Annotated in this window: 16 protein-coding genes; 10 read left to right on the top strand and 6 right to left on the bottom strand. The window is 51.3% G+C overall.

Annotated features, from left to right (window positions below; translation table 11 throughout):
• A partial coding sequence (locus tag ABYW01_RS04390) for a ribulose-phosphate 3-epimerase (protein WP_372831307.1) occupies nucleotides 1–321 on the bottom strand: 321 nt, incomplete at its 3' end.
• 108 nt (nucleotides 322–429) lie between these two features.
• Between ABYW01_RS04390 and ABYW01_RS04385 the strand changes: the two genes are divergently transcribed.
• On the top strand, nucleotides 430–1,557 hold the full coding sequence (locus ABYW01_RS04385; RefSeq protein ID WP_372831306.1) for a DUF3530 family protein: 1,128 nt from the start codon (nucleotides 430–432) through the stop codon (nucleotides 1,555–1,557).
• Between the two features lie 28 nt (nucleotides 1,558–1,585).
• Here the strand turns inward: ABYW01_RS04385 and djlA are convergent, their stop codons facing one another.
• The 3 genes from djlA to ABYW01_RS04370 are packed head-to-tail and all read right to left on the bottom strand — an operon-like array spanning nucleotide 1,586 to nucleotide 4,177.
• On the bottom strand, nucleotides 1,586–2,425 hold the full coding sequence (gene djlA, locus ABYW01_RS04380) for a co-chaperone DjlA (RefSeq protein ID WP_372831305.1): 840 nt from the start codon (nucleotides 2,423–2,425) through the stop codon (nucleotides 1,586–1,588).
• Nucleotides 2,415–3,119, bottom strand: coding sequence for an N-acetylmuramate alpha-1-phosphate uridylyltransferase MurU (gene murU, locus ABYW01_RS04375; protein WP_372831304.1), 705 nt, complete (start codon nucleotides 3,117–3,119; stop codon nucleotides 2,415–2,417). Before murU ends, djlA begins: the two co-directional genes overlap by 11 nt.
• Nucleotides 3,119–4,177, bottom strand: coding sequence for an aminoglycoside phosphotransferase family protein (locus tag ABYW01_RS04370; RefSeq protein ID WP_372831303.1), 1,059 nt, complete (start codon nucleotides 4,175–4,177; stop codon nucleotides 3,119–3,121). The genes murU and ABYW01_RS04370 overlap by 1 nt, the downstream gene beginning before the upstream one ends.
• 32 nt (nucleotides 4,178–4,209) lie before the next feature.
• Between ABYW01_RS04370 and ABYW01_RS04365 the strand changes: the two genes are divergently transcribed.
• The 9 genes from ABYW01_RS04365 to ABYW01_RS04325 all read left to right on the top strand — a co-directional run bounded on the left by ABYW01_RS04365 (nucleotide 4,210) and on the right by ABYW01_RS04325 (nucleotide 13,348).
• The gene (locus ABYW01_RS04365; protein ID WP_372831302.1) at nucleotides 4,210–6,684 is read left to right on the top strand and encodes an LPS-assembly protein LptD; all 2,475 of its coding nucleotides are present in this window, start codon (nucleotides 4,210–4,212) and stop codon (nucleotides 6,682–6,684) included.
• Entirely contained in the window at nucleotides 6,665–7,963 is a 1,299-nt protein-coding gene (locus ABYW01_RS04360; RefSeq protein ID WP_372831301.1) for a peptidylprolyl isomerase, read from the top strand. The genes ABYW01_RS04365 and ABYW01_RS04360 overlap by 20 nt, the downstream gene beginning before the upstream one ends.
• Before the next feature lie 14 nt (nucleotides 7,964–7,977).
• The gene (gene pdxA, locus ABYW01_RS04355) at nucleotides 7,978–8,973 is read left to right on the top strand and encodes a 4-hydroxythreonine-4-phosphate dehydrogenase PdxA (protein WP_372831300.1); all 996 of its coding nucleotides are present in this window, start codon (nucleotides 7,978–7,980) and stop codon (nucleotides 8,971–8,973) included.
• A gap of 5 nt (nucleotides 8,974–8,978) precedes the next feature.
• Nucleotides 8,979–9,794, top strand: coding sequence for a 16S rRNA (adenine(1518)-N(6)/adenine(1519)-N(6))-dimethyltransferase RsmA (rsmA, locus tag ABYW01_RS04350; RefSeq protein WP_372831299.1), 816 nt, complete (start codon nucleotides 8,979–8,981; stop codon nucleotides 9,792–9,794).
• A gap of 9 nt (nucleotides 9,795–9,803) precedes the next feature.
• Nucleotides 9,804–10,190, top strand: coding sequence for a Co2+/Mg2+ efflux protein ApaG (gene apaG, locus ABYW01_RS04345; protein ID WP_372831298.1), 387 nt, complete (start codon nucleotides 9,804–9,806; stop codon nucleotides 10,188–10,190).
• 91 nt (nucleotides 10,191–10,281) lie between these two features.
• Entirely contained in the window at nucleotides 10,282–11,106 is an 825-nt protein-coding gene (locus tag ABYW01_RS04340; RefSeq protein ID WP_372831297.1) for a symmetrical bis(5'-nucleosyl)-tetraphosphatase, read from the top strand.
• 36 nt (nucleotides 11,107–11,142) lie between these two features.
• Nucleotides 11,143–11,460, top strand: a complete 318-nt coding sequence (glpE, locus tag ABYW01_RS04335; protein WP_372831296.1) for a thiosulfate sulfurtransferase GlpE — start codon at nucleotides 11,143–11,145, stop codon at nucleotides 11,458–11,460.
• A 1-nt stretch (nucleotide 11,461) separates the two neighbouring features.
• A complete protein-coding gene (locus ABYW01_RS04330; RefSeq protein ID WP_372831295.1) occupies nucleotides 11,462–12,592 on the top strand; it encodes a hypothetical protein in 1,131 nt (376 codons plus the stop codon).
• A gap of 12 nt (nucleotides 12,593–12,604) precedes the next feature.
• On the top strand, nucleotides 12,605–13,348 hold the full coding sequence (locus tag ABYW01_RS04325; RefSeq protein ID WP_372831294.1) for a pteridine reductase: 744 nt from the start codon (nucleotides 12,605–12,607) through the stop codon (nucleotides 13,346–13,348).
• Between the two features lie 36 nt (nucleotides 13,349–13,384).
• On the opposite strand, the gene folK is transcribed toward ABYW01_RS04325, so the two are convergent.
• Together folK and folB are read right to left on the bottom strand one after the other, a co-directional pair.
• Nucleotides 13,385–13,897 (bottom strand): 2-amino-4-hydroxy-6-hydroxymethyldihydropteridine diphosphokinase, encoded by a 513-nt coding sequence (gene folK / locus ABYW01_RS04320; protein WP_372831293.1) that lies wholly within the window; start codon nucleotides 13,895–13,897, stop codon nucleotides 13,385–13,387.
• Nucleotides 13,897–14,253, bottom strand: a 357-nt coding sequence (gene folB / locus ABYW01_RS04315) for a dihydroneopterin aldolase (protein WP_372831292.1), incomplete at its 5' end; no start/stop codon positions are given. The genes folB and folK, both read right to left, overlap by 1 nt.

The raw sequence follows: 14,253 nt of genomic DNA, 5'->3' as shown, positions 1-14,253 counted from the left end.
GCGGATCATCTGCAATGACCGGTCAATATGTTCAGAACCTTCCGGATGGAAAGTAATGATAGATGCACCCGCTTCGATAAAGTCACCGATAATACGATCCACCGGCTTCACCATCAGGTGAACATCAATGGGGGCTTCAATACCGTGGTTACGCAATGCTTTACAAACCATCGGACCAATCGTCAGATTTGGCACGTAGTGATTGTCCATCACATCAAAGTGCACGTAATCAGCACCGGCTGCGAGCACGTTTTCAACCTCTTCACCCAAACGGGCAAAATCAGCAGACAAGATAGAAGGAGCAATTTTAAAATCAGACATACGGGTCTCTTAATGAAGCTGAGTAATAATTAGCCGCTATTGTACCTGAGCGCTCCAAGGGATAAACCCTTCTTGCCTATAGTCAGCAGCTTGTTAATAATCAAAGCCATGAACCGACCTATTATCCGCCTGTGTTTTGCCCTGAGCCTTCTCTTTTCAGCCCCACTTATCACGGCTGAGGAATCCACGCCTTCAACAACAGAGGCGTCCGGTGAAGAAACGTCCGATACATCTGCGGCAACGCCACCTCCAGTCCCCCCCGTTATAGGCCCGCGCACAGAACCCTCCCCCGACCTGAACCGGTTGCAGGAGCTGGTCAAGAATAACAGTCCGGAAACAGAGGTGATCTGGCTTGAAAGTGGTGATGACCGTACCATCGGCTTGTTTCATCCACAGAGCCAGCCAGAAGCATTGGGCGGAATCATCCTCTTTCCTAGCGAAGGCACTCATGCGGATTGGCCCGATTACGCCCATCCACTGCGTTTGCAGCTGAGTGATCAAGGCTGGAACACCCTGTCGCTGCAGCTGCCAACCCCACCCACCCTGCATCCGCCGAAGCGTACGCTGCCTGTACTACAACTGGTGAAGCAAAATGGAGAAGACAACACTTCAGAAGAAGGAGGTGCTGAAGAAAGCACAGGCACCACAGCCCCCGCAACAGCGAGACCGGCGCCGCCTCCCCTCCCTGATACGGAAACAGACACGCCTCTGATACCGCCCTATCCTGAACGTATCCAGGGATTAGCAAATACGGCACTCAATGCGCTGAGACAGCGAGGTGCTGAACGTATTATTGCTATTGGTGTGGGCAGCGGCGCCGTATGGGCAAGTCAATTTGTGAAAGACAATCAGGAAGTCGTTAACTCACTTGGACTGGTGATCATCAACCCTGCGACGCCTTCGGTTGATGCTGTCCCTGTCCTGGCAGATCTGATTCCCGCCTTAAAAGTACCTGTCGTAGATATCTACCAAGGGGAACCGTCGTCAACCACCCTGTTTGAGGCTCCGCCAAAACAACGTTTACGCTGGGCACGCCGCAGCCAGCTGACGCACTATATGCAGCGTCGCCTAAGCAATCGTTATCAGGACTGGGAAAAACAGGAACGCTGGTTAGGACAGCAAGTGGATGGACTGATCAGGCGCCATATTCTGGCGCCCATGCAGACAGTCGAAATCGAAAAAGAGATGGCAGAAGAAGCAGACACTGCTAAGTCAGAAATGGCTCCGGGTCGGTAACGCAGCCTAAACGAAGCCAGGGCAATTCTTACACCGCGGCCTTTCGGGCACGACGAACCTGTTCGTACGCTGCCTGAATCTCTTGTGATTTCTCTTTCGCCATAGTAACCATCTCTTCCGGCAGGCCTTTAGACACCAGCTTATCCGGATGATGCTGACTCATCAGTTTACGGTAGGCTTTCTTCACTTCGGCATCTGTCGCCTCAGCCTCAACGCCGAGTACACGATACGCGGCATCCAGCATCTGAGCCGCTTGTGGGCCAGCAAAGCCCTGTTGCCCCTGCTGATGAAAGGATTGCTGCGCCTGCATCCGCGCCACCAGCATCTCTACTTCCTGCTGAGTCATCTGCAAGTAAGCGCATACCTGCTGGATAACTTCCAGTTCCGCAGCACTGACTTCACCGTCCGCAAACGCAGCCTGCAACTGAACTTCAACAAAGAACATCCGCACATCGGGCCGATGACGCAGATAAACCGCTAGCGGTTTCAGCACTTCAGCGATATCAAAATCAGCTTCTTTACCGGCATTGAACTGATCAATCGCTTCCTGACGTTTTTCGCCCGTCAACCGCATCTGGTTCATCAAGGCACTGGCAAAGGCAATTTCGTTTTCACTCACCCGGCCGTCAGCTTTGGCCACTTTACCCATGACCGAAAACGTCGCTTTAAACAACGCCCGTTGAGGATGAAACGCTTTAACAGCACCTAATAACAAGCGACTGGCGAAATATCCAAACAGTCCACCCATAATCAGACCCGCAGGCCCTCCGGTGAACAGACCAATCACACTGCCCAGCAAAATACTGGTGCGATGTCTTTTAAGCGACTCAGCCAGACTACGTCCAGCGGTCTCTGGATCAAACGCCATTTTGTTCCCTCACAAATTGATCAACTTCTGTCAGTCGTTCTGGTGTCCCCACATCCACCCAGTAACCCGGATGGTGTTCGCCACTGACCTTACCTTCACTGATTGCAGTCCTTAGCAGTGGAGCCAATGCGGCCTTCTCACCTGCCTGGATGCCGTCAAAGAGAGCCGGAGAAAGCACACTGATCCCACTAAAGGTCAGTTTACGAGTGTCCGCCGACTCATCCGAATCATCCACGACACGTCCTGCTTGCAGGGCAAAATCACCTGCCGGATTATGCTCCGGGTTATCCACCAGCACCAGATGCGCTATCTTAGGAGCTTCTAGCGTTAGCGGTAATTGGGCAAAAGGATAGTCACAGAAAATATCACCGTTGATCACCGCAAACAGACTTTGACCGTCTGGCGACAGCAGCGGCAACGCTTTAGCGATCCCACCCGCCGTTTCCAGCGGCTCAGATTCTGCTGAATAAACGATCTCAACACCTAATCGCTGCCCATCACCCAGATACGCCTCAATCTGTTCGCCTAACCAGGCATGATTGATCACCAGATAAGTGAATCCGGCAGCCTTCAAGCGCAGAATGTGATGCTCAATCATCGGTTGATCAGCAATCTTCAACAACGGCTTAGGGGTATCAAGCGTCAGCGGGCGCATGCGTGTTCCAAGGCCCGCGGCAAGAATCATCGCACGCATCAGTCGAGCCACCGCTGCATGGCATCTTGATCAAACAGCCCCGAGCTGGACATCAAGGGGACGACTTCTGCACGCAACCACTCAACGACACCCTGATGCTCAGGATAACGCCCACCAACGTCCAGCAGATAACTCATCGTACGTGGGATATCCTGCAGATAACCTGCTTTACCATCACGTATTTTCAGACGGGCAAAGATCCCCACCGCTTTCAGATGACGCTGCATGCCCATTCGATCAAACCAAATCCGAAACTGCTCCAGATCGATTTCACCCAGCTGGTCAGGACGTTCTTGCTGTAGCAGTTCCCAGTATTGAGACAACCAGCGCTCAACATCTTGCTCCGGCCACGCGATATAACAGTCTCTCAGCAGAGAGACCAGATCGTAAGTGACCGGCCCCATCACTGCATCCTGAAAATCGATGACGCCCACACGATTCTCACCACACAACATCAGGTTGCGAGAGTGATAATCCCGATGGACACACACCTGTGGCTGCTGCAGCGCCGAATTGATCAGGGTCGAGAAAATCTGATCCAAACTCTGCCCATTAATGTCAGAAAGGCTGACCTGCAAGAGTTCCTTCAGGAACCAGTCACGAAACAGATCAACTTCCCGCTGCAACATCGCAGAATCATATGGCGGCAGTTCACGCGCGGCCAACCCCATACAACGCTGTAGTTTTAGCAATTCAGCAAATGCACTACCGTACAGCGCATCTGCCGTCTCGGGAGATAGCTCAGGTAAAAACTGGATATCGCCAAAATCCTCCAGCAACATAAAACCCTGCTGCAGATCGTCCGCTTTGATATCCGGGACATTCACATCCAGCCCCTGCCAACAGCGTGCCACCTCAACAAACGGCTGACTGTCTTCTTTCTCGGGGGGCGCATCAACAGCAATCCAGGTTCGATCACCGTCGGTAATACGAAAATATCGGCGAAAGCTCGCATCCCCGGCAACAACACTGCATTGCCAGTTGTCACTCAGCGTTTCACCCAACTGATCCAGCATCTGCGCCGACCAGCTCTTCAATTCACTTAAACGTGGATCCATTCAGCCTGATCCTCTAGCACATATTCTCTTGAATGTTTATTATTCACGACCTGCCGTATCTTACGCGACAGGGGGTCGGCGAGAAACCGGGCGACCCGGTATTCAGCCAGAAGGAACATGTTGATATGCCCTCAATCAAACCCTTATCTTACTGTGTGGCCATGGCCGTAGCGGCGATAGCCTATCCACAACTAGGGTTAGCAAATACATCTGATCAGATCTGGGACTGTTCTGCCAATAAAAGTGGCAACTGGGACTGTACCAATAAACCGGCTCCCACGTTACGTCCGGCCGGATCGATCAAAGCACCTCTGGCCGCCAATGCCAAATCCCTTCCAAGTTACAAGTCTCTGGACTGGGTTCAGGTTCGTCAACGGGATATGGTTTGCAGCGGTCGGTATGTCGAACCTGAGTTTAAGGTTCACGGCGACGAAGATGAATCAGATCCACCGGTCTATCTTGATGCGGGCAAATCACAAGCCGAGCTGGGTGGCTTAACCAAGTTACGCGAGGGCGTTAACCTCAGACAAGGTGGTCGCCGATTATCTGCAGAATCCGCAAACGTTGATCAGAGCAAGAGCGAAGCACATTTCGAAGACGATGTCGTCTTTCGGGAACCCGGCGTTTTGATGATCGCCTCTGACGCCACGATTAACCTGAAAACAAATCAGGGCAACTTCAGCAATGCCCAGTTTGTTTTTCATGAAAGTCATCTGCGTGGCACGGCAGAGGAAATTCAGCGCAATTCAAATACCCATGTCACATTAAAAGAAGGCGACTACACCTTTTGTCCGCCTGGCAATGAAGACTGGAAGCTGAGCGCAAGCAATATTGAACTGGATCGAGAATCCGGCTTTGGGACAGCAAAACATGCCACGCTAAAGGTTGGACCAGTACCTATTTTCTACTCTCCGATCCTGACATTTCCGATCGATGATCAAAGAAAGAGTGGCTTCCTGTATCCAAGTATCGGCTATACGCAATCTGACGGCTTAGACCTGACAGCACCGTACTATTTTAACCTCGCCCCTAATTACGACGATACGTTGACGCCTCGCTGGATTAGCAACAGAGGGGTGATGCTGGAGAACGAATTCCGCTATCTGAGTCACCAGAACAAAACCGAACTTGGGGTTGCTTATCTCCCTGACGATGAATTGGCGAACGACGATCGATGGTTACTGAATGTCCACCACAAAGGCCGACCAGCTCCGGGCTGGGGGGCACATGTGGACTATACCGCCGTCAGCGATGACAACTATTTTGATGACCTCACCACCGATCTTGATGTGCAGAGAGAGTCAAACCTGGATCGCTTGGGTGAACTCACCTACCACGCGCCGAACTGGAATGCGCTGGCACGCTTGCATAGCTATCAAACGCTTGTTGATGGAACGGCCCCCTATAGGCGCCTCCCTCAATTCCAGTTGCGAGGTAATTACGAATGGGATCGCACCCAACTTAAGTATCTGAGTGAATATGTTTACTTTGATCGGGATATAACCAATCTCACCGGCAATGACCGTATTACGGGTAGCCGTGTTCATCTGACGCCTGAGATTAGTCGACGCTTTAGCCGCAGCTATGGGTACATTACCCCGAGCCTGAGACTTTGGAATACTCAATACGAACTTAAAGATCAGGTCAGCGGGGCAGATAACTCACCGACGTACAGCGTCCCGATCGCCAGCCTGGATAGCAGCCTGATCTTCGAACGTGACCTGGCTACCGGCGGCGTTCAAACGTTAGAACCGCGAGTGTTTGGATTATATGTCCCGGACAAAGATCAGAGCGAAGCACCCGATTTCGATACCTCTCTGCTCGATTTCGACTACCAGTCCTTGTTCCGCTACAACCGTTTCAGTGGTCGTGACCGTATCGGTGATGCACAGCAGGTTTCTTTAGGTCTCACGACGCGTTTTCTGCAAGAAGACGGCTACGAGTCCTTTAATTTCAGTATCGGGCAGGCGTTTTATTTTGATGACCGGGATGTCATTCTTAATGGCGGCACGGTTGAAACATCCAATCAGTCGGATTTCGCCACTCAGGCCGTATGGAACTATAACTCGCGTTTGCGTATCACACTGGACAATGTGTTAGCCTACTCTGACTTCGACGCAAAAGAGACCAACGTCCGCCTTGCATATAAAGCGAGTAACGATCAGCGTTTTAACTTTAGCTATCGCTTTGAAGAAAATGTCCGCGACCAGACTGATTTGCAGTTTATCTGGCCACTCACCGAACGTGTAACAGCGTTGGGACGCTGGCAGCGTGATCTTGAAGCAGAACAGGATCTGGAAACAGTCCTTGGTGTTGAATATGAAAGCTGCTGCTGGAAGCTGCAGTTTTATGGTCGTCGCTGGCTAACCACCACGAACGACGAATTTGATGATGGTGTTTACCTTCGCTTTATCCTGAAAGGACTGGGTTCAGTCAATAGCGGCAGTGTAGGCTTCCTTGAAGATATAACTGGTTTTGAAGAACGAGATGAGCAAGATGACTTTTAAGCTCGGCAAGCTGGTTGCAGCAACCATTGCAAGTACTCTGATTTCCCTGTCGACCCATGCACAGGAAATCCCGCTTGATCGCGTTGTTGCGATTGTAAATGACGGCATCGTGTTACAAAGCGAACTGAATGCCCGCATCGATACCATTCGCGATCAACTACGCGAGCGAAATACCGCTCAACCACAGTACAACGTACTGCGTAAACAGGTGCTGGATCGTCTTGTTCTAGACAGCCTCCAGCTTCAGTTAGCGCAGCAACGGGGCATCCGTATCTCCGACCGCCAGCTTGCGTTGTCGTTGGAGAGCATCGCGCGTCAGAACGACATGACGCTGGATCAGTTCCGCGAAACAGTCGTTGCAGAAGGAAAAAGCTTCGATACTGTGCGTGAGCAAATTCGTCGCGAGTTATTGATTACTCAGGTACAGCGCAGCGTGGTTAATAGCCGCATTCGTGTTACGGAACAGGATCTGCTGAATTATCTCGAATCTGATGAAGGCAAGTCCACCTCAAATCCAGAACTCAACCTGAGTAACATCCTCTTTGCCGTCCCGACTCAGGCGAGCCCGGCGATGATTCAGGAAGCCGAAAGAAAAGCCAAAGCCCTCTATCAGGAGTTAGTGTCCGGCAAGGACTTTGCACAGTCAGCTATCAGCTACTCCAATGCGCCTAACGCACTCAAAGGCGGCGAATTAGGCTGGCGTAAACTGAATGAACTGCCGTCGCAGCTTAGTGCTTCGCTGAAAAAAGCAGAATCCGGCACCATCACACCGCCGATTCGTACACCAGGTGGTTTTCATATCATCAAGGTTAACGATACGCGTGGTGGCGAAAAGGTGCTGATTAACCAGACACAAGTTAGTCATATCCTGCTAAAACCGACTGAAATTCGTAGCAATGCTCAAACTCGCTTAAAGATCAAAGAGCTAGCTAAACGTCTTCAGGACGGCGAACCCTTCGAGCAGCTGGCCAAAGAGTATAGCGACGACCCTGGCAGCGGTTCAGAAGGCGGCAGCATGGGCTGGACTCAAAACGGACAGATGGTTCCTGAGTTCGAACAGATGATGAATTCAACGCCGATTGGTCAACGCTCTGAACCTTTTCGGACTAAATTTGGCTGGCATATCCTCTGGGTACAGGATCGACGTACTCAGGACGTCGGTACCGAGATGATTGAGAATCGGGCGCGTAATAGCATTCGTAAGCGTCGCTTCAACGAAGAGCTGGAAAACTGGCTGCGCGAGATTCATTCTCAGGCGTATATTGAAATCAAAGAGTAAAGGGCCTCAGCCACTTGAATAGCCTCCGACTGGCCGTAACCGCAGGTGAACCTGCGGGTATCGGCCCTGATCTATGTATCCAAATCGCCCAACACGGACATCCGCACGAACTGGTCATTATCGCTGACCCTGAACTGCTCACTGACCGTGCTCAGACACTCAACCTGCCGCTGAACATCAGAACTTTTGATCCTCTGAAACCCGCGCAGTCAACGCCAAAAGGCACACTGACCGTGCTGCCTGTTAAGTTACCGGTAGCCGCACAGGCAGGTGAACTTGATGCTCAAAACAGCAGCTATGTACTTGAGACACTGAGACTGGCGACCGAAGGTTGCCTAGATAATACCTTCCACGGTTTGGTTACAGCGCCGGTTCACAAAGGCATTATTAACGACGCGGGCATCCCGTTTAGTGGCCACACCGAGTTTCTCGAAGAGCTGACGCACACATCAAAAGTTGTGATGATGCTGGCCACTGAAGGGCTACGTGTCGCACTGGCAACCACACACCTCCCTTTGCGAGAGATTGCCGATAGCATCACACCGGAGCTTCTGACCGAAGTAATAGAGGTATTGCACAAGGATCTGCAAACCTCATTCGGATTACCGAATCCTCATATTTTGGTGGCCGGCCTCAATCCACATGCTGGCGAAGGTGGCCATCTGGGTATGGAGGAGATCAATGTGATCGAACCTGTACTGACGAAACTGCGCGCAAGCGGCATGAATCTATCCGGCCCACTGCCTGCAGATACCCTCTTTACCGAAAAGTATCTGGCGACTGCCGATGCCGCTCTGGCCATGTATCACGATCAGGGCCTGCCGGTTTTGAAATACAAAGGCTTTGGCCGCGCGGTTAATGTTACACTTGGCATGCCGATTATCCGCACATCGGTTGATCACGGCACGGCGCTGGATCTGGCTGGCTCCGGTCAGGCAGATAGTGGCAGCCTGCTAACAGCAATCGACTATGCTGCCGAGATGGCAGCACACCGTCAATCTAAGTACTGATTCTAATGAGCAAAAAACCTGCAATGCATAAAGCCCGTAAACGCTTCGGGCAAAACTTCCTGCATGATCACGGTGTTATCCGCCGGATCATTCGTTCTATTGCTCCGCACGAGTCAGACCACCTTGTCGAAATTGGTCCCGGTCTAGGCGCGCTCACCGAAGAGCTGCTTGCGGAAGCGGGTGCGCTGGATGCGATTGAGCTGGATCGTGACCTGCCGCCGATTCTGCGTACAAAGTTCTTTAACTACGGTGACAAGTTTCGCATTTTTGAGACGGACGCGATGAAATTCGACTTCGCCACGCTGTGCGAAGATGAGCGTCCGCTGCGCATCGTTGGCAACCTGCCCTACAACATCTCGACACAACTGATCTTCCACCTGCTGACTCATGCAGGTCGTGTTCAGGATATGCATTTTATGCTGCAGAAAGAGGTTGTGGATCGTATGGCAGCGGGTGCCGGTGAGAACAACTACGGCCGTCTGGGTATCATGACCCAATACTACTGTCAGGTTGAGCCGCTTTTTGTGGTGCCGCCAGGCGCGTTTAATCCTGCACCGAAGGTGGACTCGGCTATCATTCGCCTGACACCTTATGAGACACTGCCATTTGAAGCGCAGGACGTAACCACGCTGCAAAATGTAGTCCGTACAGCCTTTACCATGCGCCGCAAGACGCTGCGTAACAACATGAAAGGCTTAGTCAGCGCTGACACGCTGGAAACACTAGAGATCGATCCTGGTCTGCGTCCAGAACGTATTACGCTGGAACAGTTTGTTCGTATCAGTGATTATATCTACCAACAAAAGAATCAAAACGGTTAAGCACAGCCTATGCAGATCGAGAATCCGGAAGAGAACATAAACATCAAGGTAGAAACCAACTACCTGTCTGATCAATCCGATCCAGACAGCAAACGGTATGTTTTCTCTTACCACATTACAATTACCAATCACCTCGACCAACCCGTGCAGCTGTTAAGCCGGCGCTGGCTGATCATTGATGGTAACGAACATTCTCAGGAAGTCGAAGGTGAAGGTGTCGTGGGTGAACAACCCCTGATCGCTCCGGAGGATAGCTACAGCTATACCAGCGGTACCGTGCTGGCCACCAGTGTTGGCAGTATGCAGGGACATTATGAGATGCGCGGTGATGATGGCATCACGTTTAACGCCCCGATCTCCCCGTTTACTCTTGCGACCCCGAACGCCCTGCACTAACTCCGCTACATGATGAGACCGACTATCCCGGTCTCATCAATCATCCGCTAAGCCCCCGCCTCAGACCTAGATACAGGAGATTTCACCAGTAATGTCGACCTACGCATTGGGTGATATTCAAGGCTGCTTCGATCAACTGCTACAGCTATTAGAACGCATTGAATTCAGCGAAACCGATTGTCTTTGGATTGCCGGTGATCTGGTTAATCGCGGACCAAAGTCGTTAGAAACGCTGCGTTATCTAAAATCGCTGGGCAGTCAGGTTCGGATCGTACTGGGCAATCATGACCTGCACCTTCTGGCCGTTCATTATGGAAAAACCCATCAACGTCGCAGCGATACACTGCAACCGATTCTCGACGCGCCTGATCGCGAAGAACTGATGGATTGGTTGCGACAACAGCCGCTGCTGATTGTCGACGAGACAGTTGGTTATGCGATGGCCCACGCAGGCATTCCACCCGACTGGTCTCTGAAAAATGCACGCAAGCGTTCCGCGGAAGTTGAAGCTGTTTTGAAAAGCGATGCAGCTGCAGATTATTTTGAACATATGTATGGCAACAAACCTGACCGCTGGGATTCATGCCTGGATGGCTGGGACCGCCTTCGTGTGATTACAAACTATCTGACCCGGATGCGTTTTTGCGACAAACAAGGCACACTGGAACTGAAAACCAAGGGTAGCCTGGACACTCAACCCAAAGGTTACAAGCCTTGGTTTATGCATCCACGCAAAGCGGACAACCTGCCAATCCTGTTTGGTCACTGGGCCGCACTGGAAGGGAGTGCAGATGATGAAAACGTCTTTGCGCTGGATACAGGTTGCGTCTGGGGAAACCAGCTTACCGCATTGCGCTTAGAAGATCGTGCCCGCTTCAGTTGCGACTGCTCAGCATTGCGTAAGATTGAGCTTTAAGACACTGAAGTACTACGTTTATGAAGGTATATCACTATGGATCAATACAGCTGCATCTCAACCGCGCAGGCACTTGAACTGCTTCAGAAAGACGCCACGGTAGCTGACATTCGCGATCAACAAAGCTTCGTCGCAGGACACATGCCGAATGCGGTCAACGTGAACAACGACAACCTGCATCAGTTTATGCAGGACGCAGATATGGATAAACCACTCCTCGTTTGCTGTTATCACGGTATTAGCAGCCAGTCCGCAGCCCAGTTTCTGGTTCAACAAGGTTTCGACGAGGTATATAGCGTCAATGGGGGTTTTGAAGCCTGGCGCGTCGACTTCCCTGATCAGTGTGAAAAGTAAAATGCAGATCTATCTTGTTGGCGGCGCGGTGCGCGATCAGTTGCTCAACTATCCTGTCTACGACAAAGACTGGCTCGTCGTGGGTGCTACTGTGGATGAGATGCTGTCCAAAGGTTATCAGCCTGTTGGTAAAGACTTCCCGGTTTTCATCCATCCCAAAACAGGCGAAGAATACGCTCTTGCCCGGACTGAGCGAAAATCCGGTAAAGGCTACACCGGGTTTGAGTACTTTGCGGCTCCCGACGTCACACTGGAAGAAGACCTAATCCGCCGTGATCTGACGATCAATGCGATCGCCCAGAGCAAAGACGGTGAGCTGATCGACCCGTATAAAGGCCAACAGGACATTCAAAATCGTATCCTGCGCCACGTCTCCCCAGCATTTGCGGAGGACCCTTTAAGGGTGCTTCGGGTCGCACGCTTTTATGCGCGATACGCCCACCTTGGATTCGAAATCGCAGAAGAAACGCTGGAATTAATGATTCAGTTATCCACAAGTGATGAACTGATCCACCTGACGCCAGAACGTGTATGGAAAGAGACGGAACGTGCTTTGGCTGAGCGAACTCCTTACGCGTACATCAAGCTGCTTCAACAATGCCATGCGCTGCACGTTTTATTTCCAGAGTGGAGCGTATTATTTAGCAACAACGATACACAGACCGTCGAAGCAGTGATAAGCCGCTGTAGCAAGTTTAATGCGTGTACCGGACAAAACATTTTTAGTTGCTTGATGACACTGTCCACCCAACACCTGGAATTGCCTCAAGCAAAGGATGTTATAGATCGGTTTTGCGCCCGGTTAAAAACCCCCAAAGTCTGGCTGGAACAGGCACAACAGGTCAGAGCGTGGCATCAGGATATCGCTGCATTTGATGATCTGGATGGCACAACTCGGTTACGATTAATTCAGGCTTTAGACCTCCTGCGTCGACCACAACGATTAGAAGCGATACTGGTCAGTTGCAAAGCGTTGCATGAGATAGATACACAGCTTTCATCGCGAATAAACGAACTACTGGCACAACTCAACACCCTGCAACCGAAGGAACTGATGGCCGAAGGCTTTAAAGGAAAAGCGCTTGGCGATGAGCTGAACCGGCGTCGACAGCATATTTGTGACACTTTTTAACAGGACATATCCATGCCAGCCTCATCACCTACAGCCCTAGTGACCGGTGGCGCCCGGCGCATCGGTGCGGAAATTGCCCGTACGCTTCACCGCCATGGTTTTAAGGTGATTATCCACTATCGCCATTCACAAGACGATGCGACCCGACTAATCGAAGACCTCAATCATCAACGCCGCGATTCGGCCTACGCACTACAAGCCGACTTAACGGATATGGACGCGGTTACACGCCTCGCTACCCATATCAGCGAAGAATTTGGCGACATTGATCTACTGATCAATAACGCCTCCAGCTTCTATCCAACATCACTACCTGAAAGCACTCAACATCAGTGGGATGACTTGATCAACAGCAACGTACGTGCGGCCTACTTTCTGACATCGCTGCTTAGCCAAGGACTTAAGAACAATCACGGAGCCGTGATTAATCTTGTCGATATTCATGCTCAACGCGGTTTGCCCGCGTATCCAATCTACTCCATCGCGAAAGCGGGTGTTGAGATGATGGTGCGGACACTGGCAAAAGATCTGGCGCCCGAAGTGCGAATCAACGGCGTATCTCCCGGGCCAATTCTCTGGCCGGAAGCGGAAGCCGCGCCAACAGATACGGCAAAGCAAGAGATCCTGAGTAAGACGCCACTGGCGCGCAGCGGTACGCCAAAAGACATCGCCGACGCGGTCTACTTTCTTGCGTCGGCACCTTTTATTACAGGACAAGTATTAGCGGTGGATGGTGGGCGCTCACTCTACAGTTAAGCGCTAGCAGAGCTGGCGAGGGAATCGTTCGTAGTATCAGATCGCTTTCGAAATTTGTTTCCCTGCCCACTCAAAGTCGACATTCCACAACTGCTGATCACGATCATAGGCCTTCCACATCTCAGCATATGACGTCTTTAAGACCGGATGAAGCACATTGGGTGCTATTTCAGCCAGTGGCAACAAGACAAAAGCATTTTTAACAATCTCATTGCGCGGCAACTGCACACCTTCGCGATCGCCGCTTAACGAATCGTACGTCAGAATATCGATATCCAGGGTTCGACCACTGAACTTGGGCCCTTTACGACAGCGCCCGTTGTCATCTTCAATGGCTTTAAGGCAACGCGATAACTCGCCCACTGACAATTCAGTCTCAAACCCGGCAACTAAGTTGTAAAAGTTGTCGCCATCAAAGCCCACCGCCTTACTTTCGTAGACGGAGGACAACAGAAGCTCACCAAACGCCGCATGCAACGCATCCAGAGACGCCCGAATATACCGGGATCGATCCTGATTACTGCCGATACTGACGTATACCTGTGCCATCAGAAACGCTCTCCACGCTCGATGATTACACCCACATCCTTTGCCGCAGGTACGGCTCCAGGTTTGCCAACCCGCACACGAATCCAGCGCACACCAAACGTACTCATCACCAGTGTAGCGATCTCTTCCGCCATCGTTTCCACCAGCTGGAAGTCGCTATTGCTCACAAACTCAATCAGCTTTTCAGAGACTGATTTATAGTTTAGCGTGTTATCCACAACCTCAGTGGCGGCGGCCTGCCGGATATCCGTTCCCATTTCCAGATCAAGGCTGACCGTCTGACGTATTTCACGTTCCCAGTCATAAATACCGATGATCGTTTCCACTTCTAGTTCACGAATGTAGACTATATCCAT

The sequence above is a fragment of the Pontibacterium sp. genome (genome assembly GCF_041587635.1).
Lineage (GTDB): Bacteria > Pseudomonadota > Gammaproteobacteria > Pseudomonadales > Balneatricaceae > Pontibacterium.
Note: the sequence above shows the minus strand (reverse complement) of the source record. Positions and strands in the feature narration are given on the sequence as shown.

What these genes read in the sequence shown, in the direction of transcription:
- ABYW01_RS04385 (WP_372831306.1), top strand. Translation starts at nt 430, where the DNA reads ATGAACCGACCTATTATCCGCCTGTGTTTTGCCCTGAGCCTTCTCTTT.
- djlA (WP_372831305.1), bottom strand. Translation starts at nt 2,425, where the DNA reads ATGGCGTTTGATCCAGAGACCGCTGGACGTAGTCTGGCTGAGTCGCTT.
- murU (WP_372831304.1), bottom strand. Translation starts at nt 3,119, where the DNA reads ATGCGTGCGATGATTCTTGCCGCGGGCCTTGGAACACGCATGCGCCCG.
- ABYW01_RS04370 (WP_372831303.1), bottom strand. Translation starts at nt 4,177, where the DNA reads ATGGATCCACGTTTAAGTGAATTGAAGAGCTGGTCGGCGCAGATGCTG.
- ABYW01_RS04365 (WP_372831302.1), top strand. Translation starts at nt 4,210, where the DNA reads ATGTTTATTATTCACGACCTGCCGTATCTTACGCGACAGGGGGTCGGC.
- ABYW01_RS04360 (WP_372831301.1), top strand. Translation starts at nt 6,665, where the DNA reads ATGAGCAAGATGACTTTTAAGCTCGGCAAGCTGGTTGCAGCAACCATT.
- rsmA (WP_372831299.1), top strand. Translation starts at nt 8,979, where the DNA reads ATGAGCAAAAAACCTGCAATGCATAAAGCCCGTAAACGCTTCGGGCAA.
- apaG (WP_372831298.1), top strand. Translation starts at nt 9,804, where the DNA reads ATGCAGATCGAGAATCCGGAAGAGAACATAAACATCAAGGTAGAAACC.
- ABYW01_RS04340 (WP_372831297.1), top strand. Translation starts at nt 10,282, where the DNA reads ATGTCGACCTACGCATTGGGTGATATTCAAGGCTGCTTCGATCAACTG.
- glpE (WP_372831296.1), top strand. Translation starts at nt 11,143, where the DNA reads ATGGATCAATACAGCTGCATCTCAACCGCGCAGGCACTTGAACTGCTT.
- ABYW01_RS04330 (WP_372831295.1), top strand. Translation starts at nt 11,462, where the DNA reads ATGCAGATCTATCTTGTTGGCGGCGCGGTGCGCGATCAGTTGCTCAAC.
- ABYW01_RS04325 (WP_372831294.1), top strand. Translation starts at nt 12,605, where the DNA reads ATGCCAGCCTCATCACCTACAGCCCTAGTGACCGGTGGCGCCCGGCGC.
- folK (WP_372831293.1), bottom strand. Translation starts at nt 13,897, where the DNA reads ATGGCACAGGTATACGTCAGTATCGGCAGTAATCAGGATCGATCCCGG.